The organism is Singulisphaera rosea, assembly GCF_054877945.1.
On sequence record NZ_JBTYIP020000003.1, the window covers coordinates 176,621 to 192,980 of the forward strand.

Here is a 16,360-nt window from a genome sequence, read left to right on the forward strand (position 1 = left end):
AGGGGGCCGACGACTATCGCACGGCCGTCCTGGCGGCCGCACCGGGGCCCCAGAGCGGCTTGGCGAGTTGGTCGCTCCAGGACTTCCAGGCCTCTTGCAGCTCCCGGGCTTTCTCCGGCTGCTCGGTGATGAGGTCATGGGCCTCGCCGATGTCGCTGGCGAGGTTGTAGAGACGGACGGGCCCACTCTTGGCGGTCGCGGCGTCCGACTTCGCCCCGGGGGTGTCCAGCGCCTTGTCGTAGCGGACGAGCTTCCAGTCACCTCGACGGATCGCGAACTGGTCGCCCAACCGCCAGTAGAGCGAATGGTGCGGGGTACCCTGGTCCTTGCCGCTGAGGAACGGCACGAGGTTGACACCGTCGAGTTTGGCCTTCGGGTCGATCGCGACGCCGGCGGCGGCCAGGGCCGTCGGGAGGATGTCGAGTTGGATGACCGGCTTGTCGTACACGGCCCCCTCGGGGAGCTTGCCCTTCCAACTGACCACGAACGGGACGCGGATTCCCCCCTCGAGCGTGGTCCGCTTCGAACCACGCAGCGGCGTGTTTCGCGAGGCGTTGATCGTCGTGCCCAGCATGGTCGGGCCGCCGTTGTCGCTCAGGAACACGATGAGCGTGTTGTCCTCGACGCCGGCCGAACGGAGCTTCGCGAGGACGGCCCCCACGGCCTCGTCCAGGGCGAAGAGCATGGCCGCGTAGGTCCGCCGGGTCTTGTCCTCGATCGACGCGAACTTCGCGAGTCGGGCGTCATCCGCGTGCATCGGGGTATGAACGGCGTTGAAGGCCAGCTCGAGGAAGAACGGCTGGTCCTTGTGTCGGTCGATGAACGCGACGGCCTCGCGGGAGAAGGCGTCGGTGAGGTACGCCTTCTCGGTCACGATCTTTTGGTCTCTATAGATATCCTGACTCTCTTCCACGAAATAATCGTGGTGCCCGGGGAGGAACCCGAAGAACTCGTCGAATCCTCGTTTGTTGGGATGGAAATCCGGATCCGCCCCCAGGTGCCACTTGCCGACGAGCCCGGTGGCATACCCCGCGGCCTTCAGTCGGTCGGCGATCGTCGACTCAGACAGCGGGAGCCCCAGGCGCACGCCGGGCGCGGCGACCGCCCCCGGATTGAACTCGTGGCCGAAACGCTGCTGGTAGCGGCCCGTCAACAGGCCGGCTCGCGTCGGGCTGCAATACGGCCCGGAGACGTAGCCGTTGGAGCAGCGGACGCCCCCCTTGGCCAGGGCGTCGAGGTTCGGCGTCGGGATGTCGCGGGCCCCGTGGAAGCCGACGTCGGCATAGCCCAGGTCGTCAGCTAGCAGGATCACGATATTCGGCTGGCCCGCCGCGACCGCGTCCGTTCCCCCGGCCGCGGCCAGGCCGGCCACGAGGGCGATCATCCTCAAAAGCCGACCCATCGATCTCTGTCTCAGCTCTCGCATCAAGGCTGACTCCTCTCGAACTTGGTTTGCCGATCGGGTTGCGGGTTTCCCCGTCGATTGCGATGGCCATCGAACACGGGTCGCCCCAAAGCACGGCCGGCCGGGATGCCGGAATGAGCCGACTGCAGCCCAGTTTCGGCATCCTCGTCCTATCGAGAAACCCCCGAACCGCCCTCGGGTGGCTCGAATTCCCTCGGCTTGTGGCCAAATCCTCCGCCTTCGTCGAGGCCAAGCCTACCAATCGATCACCAATCCGGTCAAGTTTATAAAGAATAATCTTGACAATACCGATGAACTAGCAAGAATAACAGCCGACACGCCCCCCGAATCCTGAGGATGCCGGCGGCATTACGGACGGCGAAAAATTCGCGGACCGGGTCGACGCGATCGGCCGTCGCTCCTCGGAAGATTGTTGGAAAGGAGAGTTGAGGTGATGAAAGGCAGTCAAAGCTTGAGGATGGTTCCGGTTGGGTTCGAGGGTCTGGGTTCGTGCGAGATGGGATCGCGTCGCGGCGAGCGATTCCGACGGGGCTTCACCCTGATCGAGCTTTTGGTGGTGATCGCTATTATCGCGGTGCTCATTGCACTGCTGTTGCCGGCGGTGCAGTCGGCGCGTGAGGCGGCCCGTCGGATCCAGTGCACCAACAACCTGAAGCAGCTCGGGCTGTCCATGCACAACTACCACGACGTCCACGGCCGGTTCGCCCCCGGCTCGATCCAGGTGACGTCGACCAAGGGTTACTCGTATCGGCAGCCCTTCATCACCTCGCTCCTGCCGTACCTCGAGCAGTCGAACCTCTCCAACAGCTTCAACTACAGCCTCTCCTTCCAGGAGACGGCCAACAGCACGACCCGGGCCGCGAGGGTGAACGCCTTCGATTGCCCCTCGGATCAGCAAGTTTTGTTCGTGAATAATGCCGGGGGCATCACGGACGTGAAGGGGAGCTACGGGGTCAACTGGGGGCAGAACACCTATAACAACCAGGTCCTCCCCGCGACCTTCGCCCTGAACTACGGCGCGTCGCTCGCCGAGATCACGGACGGGACGAGCCAGACGTTCTTGATGTCGGAGCTGATCCAGACGCCGCACCCGCCCGGCCAGGACGTCTCGGTGATCGACCGCCGGGGCCGAGTTTGGAGCGACCAAGCCTCGTCGCACCAGATCTCGACCCGGAACGGTCCGAACAGCCAGGTCCCCGACTACGGCGCCTGCTGGACCGAGCCGAAGGCCCCCTGCAACCGGAACACGGGCGACGCGATCAACCACTACATCGCCTCGCGGAGCCAGCACCCCGGCGGGGTCAACACCCTGCTAGCTGACGGCTCGGTCCGATTCACCAAGGACTCGCTCTCGATCCCCGTCTGGAAGGCCCTGAGCAGCCGGGCTGGGGGAGAGGTGATCGACGGGAGTAGCTACTGATGAGGACCGAGAACGGTCATCCGGTCCGTCGCCGAGGGTTCCCGATTCGTGCTCGGCGGCCTTGGCTGGTTACCCCCGCGATCCTGCTCGCCGTCGGTTGCGGCGGCGAGCAAGGTCCGCCCCGGCAACCGGTCTCGGGTGCGATCAAGCTCGACGGCAAGCCGCTCCCCTCGGGGTCGATCACCTTCGCCCCGATCGAGGGGGGTGCGGCCGCGACCGGCGAGGTCTCCGACGGCCAATTCCAGTTCGGATCGAGTTCGGGTCCGCCCGCGGGGCGTTACCAGGTGGAAATCCTCGCCGTCCGCCCGACGGGCAAGCGAATCCCCCACCCCGACCTCCCCTCCGAAACGATCGAGGAAGTCCAAAACATCATCCCCGTCCGCTATAACGCCCAGACCGAGTTGAAGGTCGAGGTGAAGACGGCTGAAGCAAACGCCTTCACGTTCGACCTCACCTCGCGTCAGAAACTCGCCTCGAGGACCAGGCGTCGATAAGCCGCGGGTCCCGGATCTGACCAACCAAACGGCTCTCGCCATCGACAGCATCGTCACAAGACGGTGCAGCCGATGCCGAGAGCCGACTTGCGTTGTTCACAAACTCAGCTCACGTCGAGGATCCGGTGGTCGATCGAGCGGGATTTCCCCAGGGGCGACGTGAACTCGAAGTTGCCGAGTCCGAGGTTCCCGGCCAGGGCGATGTGCTGGGGCTGCCGGACGTCGAACCCTTCGGTGCCGAGCGGGTCGAGGCCCGTCTTGCCGGTCGCGGCGACGGGCGGCAGGTTCTTCTCCTTGCGCTTGGCGTCGATGATCCGCCACTCGACGTGGTCGAGGGCCACCGGGTCGGTCGCGAAGAAGAGGGCGTTGTAGTCCCAGACGAACTCGGGATTGCGCCCGAACGGCCCTTTTTGGAAGACCCCTCGGATGCCGTCCAGGATCTGGAGGACGCATTTCCTCCGGATGATCGGGTGGCTGACGACCTGCGGGATGAACTGGTTGCAGACGTTGGTGGCGGCCGTGCTGTGCGACCGGGCCACGTTGTTCACCAGGCCGTGGCTCATGTTCTTGAGCGCCCCGGTGACGCCCGCCGAGCCGTGGTCCTTGAGCACGGGGAGCATCACGAGCTTGTTCACCCGCCGGGTCACGAGCAGGCCCAGGTGCGAGCGGATCGTGCGATCGTCCTTCGGGTCCGCCCCCTGGCCGACGAGTTCCATCGTCATGTATTCGTCGGGGTCATATCCGGAGACGGGGTCGTCGCCCGGCCAGTGGATCGTGAGTTGGGACGGGTCGTCCTCCGGCGTCAGGCCCCCCCAGCGCACCCCGTCGGGGACGGCCGCGGACATCCCCGACGTGACAAATTCGCTCTTATATCTTTCGAAGACGAACATATCTTTCGTCTTCACGCCGGCCGTCTTCAGGCCATCGATCACCGCGAGCATCAACTCGCTCGAGGTGTTGGCGAGGGGGTTGCCGACCGGGTTCATCTTGATGCCGACGACGTCACCGGGCTCGAAGAAGGCCCGCCAGGCCTCGACCGCGTCGTCGGCGCCGGTGAGCTCTCTCATGCCCCGGTCGACGGTCGCGCGGATCGCCTTCTCGTCCTTCACGCCGTCCTTGATCATCGCCTTGTTGCGGGCCTCGACGACCTGGCCGGGGTAGGGGCCCGGGATCCCGAGCTTCCCCTCGGGCTTCCTCGGGGACTTCACGGCCTTCGGCTCTGCGGCCGAGACGTTCATCGCCGCGAGCGCCGGCATCGCGGCAGCGCTCCAGAGGAATTGCCGACGGCCGAAACCGCCACAAGGATACGGCTTGGACATGGTTCGCACTCCTCGATCCGGGGAAGGTCCGACGTCGGCGCGTCACCGCAGCCGCGATTTTCAAAATTATCGGCAAGCCCGACACCATCGCACCTTTCTATTTCCCAGGGGAAACGCCCGGACGAGGCCCCCTGCGACTGTATTCCGGCTCGGTTTGTGATTCAACGTCCCTCGAACTGGCCAGCGAGGCGGGCGACGGGGCCGAAGTCGAGCAACTCGGAGCCCGTGCTGGCGAGGCAACGGAGTGTCCCGGCCGGGAATGGAGGAGGGCAGGTTCCGGCCGCGACGTTCCAGCCGGCCGCGTTGGCCGAGAAGGCGGGGAGGACGATCGTCTCGGGGCCGACGAGGAAGCTGGGGGCGGTCACACCCGACGCCCGGAAGACTGGGTGGACATGCCCTGTGATCGTGCGTGAGGAAGCGATTGGTCGGTGGCCGTGGGCAATCGTCCAACCGGCAACCACGCAGGCTTCGGGGAGGGGGGGGTACTGGCGAGGGTCGTGGTTGCCCGACAGCGGGACGAGCGTGACGCCACGGTCGGCGAGCCATCTCCTGAGTTGCCGGACGTCCGCGAGGGTCCTCGGGCAAGGGGTGTTGGATTCGACGAGGTCTCCCGCGACGACCAGGCGCTCGATCGTCGAACGCTCCAGAAGCAGTGACAGCTTGGCGAGGGTCTCGGCCAGCGAATGGGCCGGGACGCAGTCGCCCCCGTTGCCGCGTGCCCACTCATACCCCAGGTGGACGTCGGCGATCACGGCGATCCGCTCACCGGGGTGGACCGCCGCCCCTTCGGGCGAGAGGCACCAGCCTTCGGGGCCAGGGAAGAGCGGGGCAACGACCCGCTCTGCCGATGCAGAATAGGTTGAGGATCCGGACTCGGGAGCCATGAGTGTCTTCGACCCGTCGTTCGACTTCCGCATCCGAGTCAACGGCGACCTCCTCAACCGGTGCTCAACCGGGCGTGCAGCCGCCGGAGGGCGTCGGCGGGGGACTCGTACTGCAACGGCTCGGGCTCGGACAGCTCGATCCAGGCCGTCGCGAACGGTGAAGGGCCCTGGAGGCTCCGGAAATGGAGATGAGGCCGGCGATGGAGCCATTCCCGGGCTCCCGGCGCATCGAGCAGGTCTTCCAGGATCTCGCGGCGAGTCTCGCGGAGCAGGGGGTGGTCGGGGCAGGCCGCCTTGACGAGAGGATAGAGCCGGGTGCTGACCCAGAGCAAGCCCCCGACCCGGCGTCGGCCCCCTTCCGGGTTCCGCAAGACCATCAGGGCCGTCCCGGCGATGTGGCGGAACCGCCGTGCGGGGAGTTCGCCCCGGTCGACGCCTTCCATCACGTCGTCGTCGAAGCCTTCGGGATCGAGCAGGGAGCCGAGCTCGTCGCGGGAGAGGCGGGCCCCTTCGGGCAGGCGGATCGACCAACCGAGGTCGGAGGCGGCCATCGTCAGGTTCCGGCCGAACCGTCGACCGAGGCGAGCCGCGATCGCTCGGCCGAGCGCCTCGCAGGTCGATCGACTCAGCGGGGCATGGAAGGTGTAAGTCCAGGAGTTATCCTCCCGGGGCGACTCCTCGACGAGCAAGGCGTCGGCCGTCGGGATCTCGCTGTATCGCTCTTGCGCCTCGAACAGGTCGACCAGGACCTCGGCCGACTCGGGGTCGAGGCCGTGCTCCTCACAGAGCCGGGCTCGGAACGCCTGGGGGCCGTCGAGTAGACACCGGGCCGACTCGTCGCGGAACCGTGCCAGGGCCAGCGCGAGCTCGGGGGTGAGCGACTGACGGTCGCTCGACCAGCGGGGCAAGGTCGGATCTCCTTCCGCCGCCTTGGCGTGGACGACCAGGCCTTCCAGCCTGCGGAACTCGAGCACACGTCCGTCGAGAACGAACCGTTCGCCGGGCTGGAGCCGCTCGGCATAGGCCCCTTCGAGCGTGCCGATGTCGGCGCCGTCGGCCAGGACGCGGACCGACTCCTCCGAGGTGATCGTCCCGACGTTGCCGAGGAACCAACGGAGCACGCGACGGCTCCGGAGCCCGAACAGCCCCGCCTTCTTCCAGATCCTCGGCGAGGTCCAGCGCGGGGTGGCCCCCGGCTCCGGCTCGAACGCCCCGGCCGGGGACGCGAGTTCCCCCGCCAGGAACACGAGGCAGGCGTCGAAGTCGGCCCGGGTGAGCGTCGCCATCGGGGACGCCTTGCGGACGAGGTCATACGCGGCGTCGGCCGACCACTCGCCGCCGCAGGCCATGCCGATGAGCTGCTGGCAGAGGACGTCGAGCGGGGCGGAAAGCACCCGGAGCGGCTCGACGTTCCCGGTGCGGGCCTCATGGGCCGTGACCACGGCCCCGGCCAGCTCGCCGGCCGTCGCGGCGAGCAGGAGCCCTCGAGAGGCCGCATCGACACGGTGCCCCGAACGGCCGACACGTTGGAGGCACCTCGAGACGCCCCCCGGCAGGCCGACCTGGATGGTCAAGTCGGCCGAGCCGATGTCGACCCCGAGCTCGAGGCTCGTACTCGTGACGACCGCTCGCAGGTCTCCGGCCTTCAGCGCCGCCTCGACCTCGCGACGCCGGGTCGCGTCGAGCGCCGAGTGGTGCGCGGCGACGGTCGCGTCTCCCCCGTCCAGCGTCCGGCGAAGGTCGTGGGTGAGCTTCTCGGTGAGGGCACGCGTGTTGGCAAAGACGATCGTCGTGCGGTTGCGCCCGACCTCCTGCCCGATGCGCCTCAGGAGCCTTCGATACGAGAGGCCGCGGTGGGGTTCCTCGTCCGACCGGATGAGAGAGTCGACCTCGAGCTCCAGGGAGGGCGTCCCCTCGGGGGGCGCAGCCTCAACCACGCGGCAATCACGCCCGTTGCCGACCAGGAAGCGTGCCACCGGCTCGGCGGGGCGGCAGGTCGCCGAGAGGCCGACGCGGGCCGGGTCGGACTTGGCCATGGCCGAGAGTCGCTCGAGCGAGACCGCGAGGTCGGCCCCTCGCTTGTTCGAGACAAGGGCGTGGACCTCGTCGACGATCAGGTGGCCAACGCCGCCCCAGCGGTCATGCCAGGCCGACTGCGCGAGCATCAGCGAGAGGCTTTCGGGGGTCGTGATCAGGAGATGAGGAGGGTCATCGCGGAGCTTCCGGCGCTGGTAGGCCGAGGTGTCCCCGGTCCGGACGCCGATCGAGACCGGGCTGCGTTCGAGCCCGAGCGACTGCCGAATCGCGTCGAGAGGGCCCGAGAGGTTCCGCTCGATGTCGTAGCCGAGGCTCCGCAGGGGCGAGACGTAGAGGCAGCGGATCCCCGGGACGAGGGTCCCGGAGGCGTGCTCGCGAAAGAGCCGGTCGAGGATCGCGAGGAAACCGGCCAGCGTCTTGCCCGTCCCCGTTGGCGAGACCAGCAGGAGATTTTCGCTCGAGCCGATGATCGGCCACGCCAGACGTTGCGCAGGCGTCGGCCCCCCCGGAAAGGCCGCCGCGAACCAGTCGCGGACCGGCCCCATCAAAGCGGATAACGGCCCCGGATTCTCCGATCCTGGAATGAGCATCCCAGCACAAACGCGGCACATCCTGCGCCACGCTCGCTCCTCGGGGACATCGCCGGCTCGGGCCGGCGTGTTGCGTCCTCAGATCCTCAGCGATTCATCGTAGCAGAGTTATTATCGTCCTGTCTTGGCGGCACAATCGAATTCCTCGAAAGATCGAGCACGATTCGAGCTGAAATTGCGTCCAGGCACGAACGCCCGAGGAGTTCGACCGCCGATGGCTGGCGAAATCGCGAGCGATCGGTTCTGATCTCGGGGATGGAGTGGCCACACCTCTCGACAATTCCCAAAGCCAGGAGGGTTTCCCCCCGATGTTCCGCACAAGATCGAGGTGGGCGTTCGTCGTCGCCGTGGCGTTGGCCGGCGTCTCGGCGGCCCGGGCCCGAGCGGCCGAGCCCCCGTACGAAGACGTCCTCTCGCGAGGGGAGTTCACGCAAGCCGAGCGAGTGCTCGACGATGCGTTGAAGGCCGATCCGAAGGACGATCGGTCGAGGTTCGCGCTCGGCGTGGTCCAATTCGTCCACGCGGTCGAACGTCGGATGCAGGCGTTCCACCGCCACGGCTACCGGACCGATCTAGGGGGGGCGTTCTCGGCGACAAATCTCCCGATCCGGGCGAATGCCAAGCCCGAGCCGCTCGACTACAGGACCGCCCGGGCGCTGCTCCAGGCCTGGCTCCACGACCTCGCCGAGGTCGATGCCACCTTGGCCGGGATCACGTCCCCCGACGTCAAGCTGCCGCTCCGCTTCGGCCTGATCCGGCTCGACTTCGACGGCGACGGCACCGCCGGCGAGGACGAGACCTTGTGGAAGATCTATGCGAACTTCAACAGGCAAGCGAACGTCACGGCCGAAGCGGCCCGGGCGTTCGTGATCGCCTTCGACCGGGGCGACGTCGACTGGCTCCGAGGCTATTGCCACGTCCTCTCCGCCTTGACCGAGATCCTGCTCACCTACGACTTCGAGGACGTCTTCAACCACACGTCCTATCTCCTCTTCCGAGGGGCCAAGGCTCCGGAGAAATTCCTCGAGGAAGGGACTGGCCAGAAGGACGACTTCGTCGGCCAGATCCTCGACATCGCCGCGACCATCCACCTGATCCGACTGCCCGCGACCGAGCCCGCCCGGCTCACCTCGGCCCTCGCCCATCTCGAGTCGATGGTCGCGCTCAGCCGATCGTCCTGGGCCTTCATCAAGGCCGAATCGGACGATGACCGCGAATGGATCCCGAAGCCCGGCCAGCATTCGGTCGTCCCCAACGTCGAGGTCAACGCCGAGATGGTTGAAGGCTGGGGGCATGTCCTGGACGAGCTCGAGTCGATCCTCAAGGGGAAGACCCTCGCCCCCTTCTGGCGAGGCCAGGACCGGAGCCGGGGCATCAACGTGCGCAAGGTCTTCACCGAGCCCCGCATCTTCGACCTCGTCCTCTGGATCCAGGGAACCGGCGTTTCCCCCTACCTCGAACGCGGCCACGTCACCTCCGCCGAGACCTGGGCCCGCATCAACCGGATCTTCCGGGGCGAGTTCATCGGATTCGCCCTCTGGTTCAACTGAGCATGAATTCTAACGTGTCATCAATTTTATGAACCATGCTCCGACAAAGCGGCAGGATGTCGTCTGCCAGCGTGGCCTCCAAGCTCGCGTGCAGAAACTCCCCCGTCCTGATTTCGAGCTCTCGAAGAGCGGCAGAGGATTAACGAACGAACCGAGAATCGGGAGGTGGGTGCAGGCAAGTTCCGCAATCCTCGAAACTCACGCCTGGATCTCTGAACCCTCGGACGTAGTCCGCGGCCCTAGGGTTGATGAGACAACCGCGTTTGGCATAAATCGCCATTTTGCGACACTGTAGCAAGGATATCGGGTTGTCCGATTATGCAGCCCTCGCCAGGTGAAGCGCCTCGATCGTCTCGGACCGACCGCCAGCCTGCTGCTCTCGGAGTAGGTCCAACGCCAATCGCTCCTCGATCGCCTCCTGCGTCCGCACTCGGTACACCGTCTTCTGCATCTTGCGATATCGGCGGTTACCTCGCTCGACTGCGTTTGAGGTCGTCCCGAGGCCCTTGTCGTCCAGGAACATCAGAGCCTTCTCAAGGCTCGGACTGAACAACTTCTTGAGCACCTCCCGGAGTCGCACGAATCGCCGCAAGTGCGCCCGGAGTCGGGCCAGCTTCGCCAACGCGGTCGCCATCCGGCAGCGACGATCGAACAGTCGATAGATCTCCTCCATCAGCTCGCGGAGGCGGTGCAGTTGCGGCTGGCCTCGAGTGATCCGTGCCAAGGTCTTACGCTCGGATGCGGTCAGGTGCTTCCTGACGAACAGGTAGCGGTGCTCGAACAAATCGGCGACCTTCGCCATCAACCGCTTCTTGAGCCGAGCGGCTCGCTTGGCCGCCTTCGAGGCGGGACGACCTCGAGGGACCTTGGGGGCCTCGGCCGCCAAGGCCTTCCGGAGCTTTGCCACGGCGCCCAGCACCGCCTTGGTGAGGTCACGAAGGATATGCGCCATGCAGAACTGGACCGTGACGCCGCATTCCCGCATGAATCTCCGGTACGCCGAGAAATAATCGCAACCGATTACGCCCTGGAAATCCCGGCCCAAGAGGTCCATCAACACATCGGCGCTGCGATGCGGGTCGATCTTGAAGATCGTATACAAGTCGGCCCGTAGGCACCAAGTCCACCAGGCCTCCTTGTTGCACTGGTGGCCCGTCTCATCGATGTTCAACAGCCTCGCGTCGGGCAGGAATCGAAGCAACTCGTCATAGGGGCCCACCAGGCCGCCACGTGCGATCTTCAGGGGGAACGGTGCCCAGCACGGCCTCCGACAGGCATCACACCAGTATTCGGGGCAGGTATGCGGCTCGATGGTCAACGGCATCTTTTCGATGTCGATCGGTTGGATGACGCGAGGGATCGTCGGGTTGGGTCGCAAGCTCCCGCCGCAATCGGGGAGGCGTGGAGGTCGTGTGTCTCAAACCGAGTGATTTGCTCGGGCGGGAACGGCTGACGCTCGTGCTTCTCGTGCCCGGGTTGCCCGCCGATGGAGCGAGGCATGCCGTCGGATCTCTCGGGAGGCTTCGGCTTGACGATGTCCGAGGAAGGCGGCTTGGACGAGGTCGCGGAGTCCTTCTTGGCGGCAGCCAACTGGGCGCGGATACTCTCCAATTCCGTTTCGAGTGCAGCCACTTTGGCCGCGAGGGCTTGGCACCGGGGACACTCGCTGGATGTTGCGCTCATCCTCAAAAAGTAATCGACATCAGGCCGAAAAAGCTGGATTGGGCCGTGAACGGCTACGACGGGGTTCTTACCGAAGAAGTCGAAAACGAGGATACGAACGACGAATTGGAATAGCAGAAGCACAGCCGAAGACTGTAGTCTTCCTGTACGGTTGCACTCGATATCGCTTGGAGGAGGCAATCCTTTCACGGGTGCCAAGTCTCGGTCCTTGGCACCCGGATCTTGGAATCAGCCGCCCTTTCGCGACATAAACCGGCCGGGTTCCACACCGCCCCACACGTTCGAGGTACCACTCGCGGAGGGCTTCGACTCAGGGTTGCCGCAGGAAGGACAGCAGGTCGGCGACTCCCTGGACGCCGAGGGTCTGCTCCAAACCTTCGGGCATCAGGGAGCGGCCGGTCGACCGGAACTCCTCGACTTCGGAGCGGAGGACGGTCTCGTCGTTGCCCTCGGCGCGTCGGAGCTTGAGGCTCGAGGGGGTCTCCTCGATGAGGAGGCCGGAGAAGATCTGGCCACGCTTGGTCACGACGAGGAAGCTGACGAAGTCGGGCGAGACGTTCTTGTTCGGGTCGAGGACGTCGCTCAGGAGGGCGGCGGCGGGGCGGCCCGCGACGCCCGAGAGATCCGGGCCGACGCGGTTCCCCTGGCCCTGTCGCTGGTGGCACGACTGGCAGTTCTTCGCGAAGTGCTCGGCGCCTCGCCTGGGATCACCCGAGAGGGAGAGCGCGGGCTGGAACGCCTTGAGGACGTCGGCACGATCGGGAGGGGCCGACTTCGCCAACAGGGCCAACGCCCGGTCACGGAGCGCCGCGTCGGGGATCCGCCGGAGGACGTCGCGGGTCGCCACGTCGAGCTCGGTCAGGCCGACGCGATCCTGCTCGAGGGCATCGACGAGCGACCCGGTCAGGGCCACGGAGCCCAAAACAGCCGCGAGGAGCTCGCGTCTGGTGGCGATCGTGAGCTCGCCCCACTGGTTCAAGGCCTGGGTTGCCAACTCGGCGGAACCGACGTCGGAGATCGCGCGAGCTGCGGCCGACTGGACGGCTTGCGGCTGGGTCGCACTCAACAGGCCAGGGATTAGTTCGGCGGCGGCCGAAGGCCGGCAACGGGCGAGGACGCGAAGGGCCTGGTCTCGGGCCTGGGCGTTCCCTTCCGACGACAGGGCGATCACCTTCGCCCGATCCAACAGGCCTTCGATCGCCTTGCGGGACGACTCTCCCCAGGTGTTCGGCCCCCCGGCCAGGCGGGTAGGCAAGGGGTCGCCGCTCCTCGCCAGCCCTTCGGCCAGGCCGGACAGGAGGGCGATCCGGCCGACGTCGGGCTGGTCCGCGGGCCCCGGCTTCAACACGTCGGCGAGCGCCTTGAGCTCCTCCGCCTGGTTCCGGGCGCCGAGGATGGCGGCCGTCTGGGCGAGGAGCCTGGCCCCTGCCGGCGAAGGGGTGGTCAACCAGTCGGGGTGGGAGGCGAGCAAGGCTTTCAGGAACGTCCAGGACGAGTCGCGCAGGCCGCTGAGGACCGCCAGCCGCATCCAGTCGTCGCCGACATCTCGGGCGGCGATCCGGGCCAGGGCGGCGGGAGCGTAGTTGTTGGCCCCGCCGAGAGCGATGGCCGCCTGGAACCGGACGCGGACTTCGGGGTCGTCGGCGAGCGTGACGAGATCACGGGCCAGGGCTTCCCGGCCGAGGGACAGCCGGGCCACCCCTTCGCGGACGATCGGATGCGCGTCACGGAGCGCCTTCGCCAGGACGGCATCATCGAGGGCCTCGAGCCCGTCCAAGGTCCAGAGGGCATGCAGGCGGCCCAGTGGCTCCCTCGAGCCCGTCGAGGCCTCGACGAGCGCAGGCACGACGCCCCGGTCGCCACGCTCCACGAGCAGGCGCTGGGCGGTGTCACGCCACCAGCCGTTGGGATGCCCCAGGGACGCGACGAGCTCGGCCGTCGAGGACTTGCCGAGCCGAGGAGACGGCGAGGCCACCTTCGCGCCGGTACCGGACATCGTCGGGAGAATCCGCCAGATCCGACCTCGGTTGTTCCAGCGCCGGAACTCGACCTTCTGCCGGACATCCTCGGGGACGAATTGCGGGTGCTCGACCATCTCGCGATAGAAGTCGATTACATAGAGGGCCCCGTCGGGGCCGGTGGCGAGGTTCACGGGGCGGAAGGCGGAGTCGGTCGAGGCGAGGAACTCCTTCTCCTTCTCGACCCGGCGCGCGACGTAGGTGGGACCGGACTCGGCGAGGACCCGACGGTGGACGAGGTTCGTCAGCGACTCGCAGACGAATGCGTTGCCCCGGTAGTCGGCGCCGAGGGCGTCGCCCCGGTAGATCGTCGGGCCGCAACTCGCGTTGAAGTAGGCGACCGGCTCGCGGTTGAACGTCGCCGGGGCGGGGCTGATCGAATAGACGCGACCGCCGTCGGCCGAGTCGAGGATCGGCGCCACGGTGGACGACTCGGCCAGGTATGGGTTCCGGCTCAGGGTCCGTTCCTCGAGCACGACGTGCCGGATCGGGATCGTGTTCCACGAGGGGAACCGGTCGCCCCGATCGTCCCTCGGGAGCCCGAACTGGCTGAAGCCGGTGACCGGCTCGAGCTCACCCGTGTCGGGCCTGAAGCGGAAGTCGTGGAACCGGAGCGGGATGGCCTTCTCGGGGGCGTCGTCCGGGCGCCGGATCGCGCCGTCGCTCCGGCCGTTCGCCCCGTAGACCCAGTTGTCCCGTCCCCAGGTCAGGCCGTTGACCCGGAGCTGGGTGTTTCCTTCGCCGAAACCGGTGAGGATCACCCGGCGCTCCTCGGCCCGACCATCGCCGTCGGCGTCGCGGAAGTACCAGAGGTTCGGCGCGGCGGTCACGAGGAGGCCGCCCCGCCAAGGGAGGACTCCGGAGGGGTAGGGGAGCCCTTCGGCAAAGACCGACACTCGTTCATATTTGCCGTCACCATCGCGGTCCTCGAGCTGCTTGATGCGGCCCGCGGTCGGCCCCGAGGGGTAGTCGATCATCTCGGCGACGTACATCCGCCCATCTTCGTCCCAGGCGACGGCGACCGGGCTGACCACGTCGGGCTCGGCGGCGACAAGCTCGATCCGCAAGCCCGGGTCGGCCAGCCGGAACTTCGCGTGCTCGTCGGCCGGCGAAATCGGCGAGGTCGACGGGCCCTCCGCCCTCGTCGGCGAGGAGAGCCACAGAAGTCCGAGCAGGCCGAGGGCCAGGATCCGAGAGGGAGCGGGGAAGGCGGTCATGGGCGGCGATCCGTTCCAGTAGCGGGCTAGAATCCGCCACGGATGGAAATCGAAGATTCTTTAGCCACGGATGGAACACGGATAAGCAAGGGGAGAGAACGATCGGAAGACGGCCGAGACCATTCATTCAATAGTTTAATTTTCTATTGAATTTGTGATTTGTGTCTATCTGCGCCATCTGTTGATAAATTCTCCGATCCCCTGATCGATCCGTGTTCCATCCGTGGCTAAAAATCCCCGATTCCCATCCGTGGCCTCACGACCCCGGCCCTGGAGAAGAGTCCGGGGTTTGGGACAGTCATTCACGTTGGGCAACTTCGCTCAAGGCATGGCCGGGGCGGCCTTCTCGTCGTGGAGTCGTTCGAGGAGCTTCACCGATTCGTCGACGATCGCCTCGCCGGTCCCCGGTTCGAGGAAGCTATGCAGGCCGGTCCAGACCTGGTATCCCCCGCGCTCGAAGCCGACGCGGTCGGGGATGTACCCGATGTAGTCGTTGGCCAGCTCGAAGACGTAAGTATACCGGTACGGAGAACGGCGTTTGATGTCTTCGCCGAGGACCGTGAAGAATTCGCCGGGGACGCCCACGACCGCGGTATCGCCGATCGCGATCGCCTGGATCCAGGTCTTGCGCTCCTGCCCCTGGAGCGGGGCGAGCTCCTTGCGCATCTCGCGGAACGTGTCGATCACGAACTCGGCGGCCTGGGCGTTGATCGGCTGAATGTATTTGGTCTCGTACTCGACGACGGCCTTGTCGTCCTTGGCCTCGTCGAAGCGGCGGACCTTGTAGCTCATCTCGGTCCGGAGCCCCTTCACGCGGGCGACGGGCCGGGGTGTGGCCTGGGCCAACGCGTCGTTCACCGCCTGGGTGATCCGCAGCGTCGCCTCCTTGGCGTTGAGGTCGAGGTTGTGGGTCGAGCCCGAGGCACCCTCGAAGAAGATGACCGTACCCCCCTTCTCCTTCTCGATCCCCTGGGCCGCGAGTCCGTAGAACGAGGGCGACCGGACGCCCGCGGCGTGGGTCCCGATCGTGTGGGTCGAGTGGTTGAACAGGACGGCCTCATAATCGCCATCAGGCCGCTGGAAGGCCCAGACGGGGAGCTCGGGGTCGAACGGGCCGGTCGGCCGGACGGCGTCGGCCATCGGGCCGGTCCAGTAGATCTTGCCGCTCGAGAGGAGGAGCCGACTGTTCCGGCCGACCGACGACTCCTCGCCAAGCCGGAAACGCATCGTCACCGGCCCGAGCCGCTTCGAGGCGGCGACAGTCGCCTCGACGACCTTGTCGCCGACCAGGCGGGTGAAGGCTTCTTCGCGTCGATAACCGTGGATCGAGACGGTCGTCGGGGCGTGATGGGTGTGGGTCGCGTTGATCAGGATGTTGTCGAACGGGATCCCGGTCTCGCGTTCGATCCGCCTGGCGGCGTCGTCGAGGATGTCGCGGTTGACCATCAAGACGTCGCAGGCGACGAGGGCGACCTTACCCCCCTGGGGGTCCCGAATCACGATCGCCGAGGCGCGGAGCTCGCCCTCCTGGCCCTTCACTTTGTTCGGCCCGATTCCGCCGCCGATGACCAGGGTGTCGTCGGCGACCAATCCCGAAGCGGCGGCGCCGGCTTCGAGCTCCGCGGCGGGTACGGCGGGGATCAAGGACAGCAGGATCGGGAGTATCAAACACGTCGAGGTTCGGCGCATCAAATCGATTTCCTCATTCGAGGGGAGTGGGAC

The 16,360-nt window shown here is 66.5% G+C and carries 12 protein-coding genes; 4 read left to right on the plus strand and 8 right to left on the minus strand.

Annotation, left to right across the window (positions count from 1 at the left end):
• Positions 1-13 precede the first annotated feature (13 nt).
• On the minus strand, positions 14-1,426 hold the full coding sequence (locus tag ACYOEI_RS07125) for a sulfatase (protein ID WP_462848684.1): 1,413 nt from the start codon (positions 1,424-1,426) through the stop codon (positions 14-16).
• A 496-nt stretch (positions 1,427-1,922) separates the two neighbouring features.
• Between ACYOEI_RS07125 and ACYOEI_RS07130 the strand changes: the two genes are divergently transcribed.
• Entirely contained in the window at positions 1,923-2,846 is a 924-nt protein-coding gene (locus tag ACYOEI_RS07130; RefSeq protein ID WP_462848685.1) for a DUF1559 family PulG-like putative transporter, read from the plus strand.
• Positions 2,846-3,340: a hypothetical protein gene (locus tag ACYOEI_RS07135; RefSeq protein WP_462848686.1), complete on the plus strand. Its 495-nt coding sequence runs from the start codon at positions 2,846-2,848 to the stop codon at positions 3,338-3,340. Before ACYOEI_RS07130 ends, ACYOEI_RS07135 begins: the two co-directional genes overlap by 1 nt.
• Positions 3,341-3,444: 104 nt before the next feature.
• Here the strand turns inward: ACYOEI_RS07135 and ACYOEI_RS07140 are convergent, their stop codons facing one another.
• The 3 genes from ACYOEI_RS07140 to ACYOEI_RS07150 form a co-directional block, all read right to left on the minus strand.
• On the minus strand, positions 3,445-4,659 hold the full coding sequence (locus ACYOEI_RS07140; RefSeq protein WP_462848687.1) for a DUF362 domain-containing protein: 1,215 nt from the start codon (positions 4,657-4,659) through the stop codon (positions 3,445-3,447).
• Positions 4,660-4,820: 161 nt separating this feature from the next.
• Positions 4,821-5,576 carry a metallophosphoesterase gene (locus ACYOEI_RS07145; protein WP_462849107.1) on the minus strand — a complete coding sequence of 252 codons (756 nt, stop codon included), beginning with the start codon at positions 5,574-5,576 and terminating at the stop codon, positions 4,821-4,823.
• 20 nt (positions 5,577-5,596) lie between these two features.
• Positions 5,597-8,125: a DEAD/DEAH box helicase gene (locus ACYOEI_RS07150; protein ID WP_462848688.1), complete on the minus strand. Its 2,529-nt coding sequence runs from the start codon at positions 8,123-8,125 to the stop codon at positions 5,597-5,599.
• Positions 8,126-8,478: 353 nt separating this feature from the next.
• Between ACYOEI_RS07150 and ACYOEI_RS07155 the strand changes: the two genes are divergently transcribed.
• On the plus strand, positions 8,479-9,720 hold the full coding sequence (locus ACYOEI_RS07155) for a hypothetical protein (RefSeq protein WP_462848689.1): 1,242 nt from the start codon (positions 8,479-8,481) through the stop codon (positions 9,718-9,720).
• 316 nt (positions 9,721-10,036) lie between these two features.
• Here ACYOEI_RS07155 and ACYOEI_RS07160 read toward each other — a convergent pair whose 3' ends face one another.
• Complete coding sequence (locus ACYOEI_RS07160; protein WP_462848690.1) at positions 10,037-11,044, minus strand: IS66 family transposase; 1,008 nt, start codon at positions 11,042-11,044, stop codon at positions 10,037-10,039.
• Positions 11,035-11,310 carry a hypothetical protein gene (locus ACYOEI_RS07165; protein ID WP_462849108.1) on the minus strand — a complete coding sequence of 92 codons (276 nt, stop codon included), beginning with the start codon at positions 11,308-11,310 and terminating at the stop codon, positions 11,035-11,037. The genes ACYOEI_RS07160 and ACYOEI_RS07165 overlap by 10 nt, the downstream gene beginning before the upstream one ends.
• On the opposite strand from ACYOEI_RS07165, the gene ACYOEI_RS07170 reads away from it, so the two are divergent.
• Complete coding sequence (locus ACYOEI_RS07170; RefSeq protein ID WP_462849122.1) at positions 11,219-11,416, plus strand: hypothetical protein; 198 nt, start codon at positions 11,219-11,221, stop codon at positions 11,414-11,416. The genes ACYOEI_RS07165 and ACYOEI_RS07170 overlap by 92 nt on opposite strands.
• 297 nt (positions 11,417-11,713) lie before the next feature.
• Here the strand turns inward: ACYOEI_RS07170 and ACYOEI_RS07175 are convergent, their stop codons facing one another.
• Together ACYOEI_RS07175 and ACYOEI_RS07180 are read right to left on the minus strand one after the other, a co-directional pair.
• Positions 11,714-14,638, minus strand: coding sequence for a PVC-type heme-binding CxxCH protein (locus ACYOEI_RS07175; protein WP_462848691.1), 2,925 nt, complete (start codon positions 14,636-14,638; stop codon positions 11,714-11,716).
• A gap of 321 nt (positions 14,639-14,959) precedes the next feature.
• Positions 14,960-16,327, minus strand: a complete 1,368-nt coding sequence (locus ACYOEI_RS07180; RefSeq protein ID WP_462848692.1) for a hypothetical protein — start codon at positions 16,325-16,327, stop codon at positions 14,960-14,962.
• Positions 16,328-16,360 lie beyond the last annotated feature (33 nt).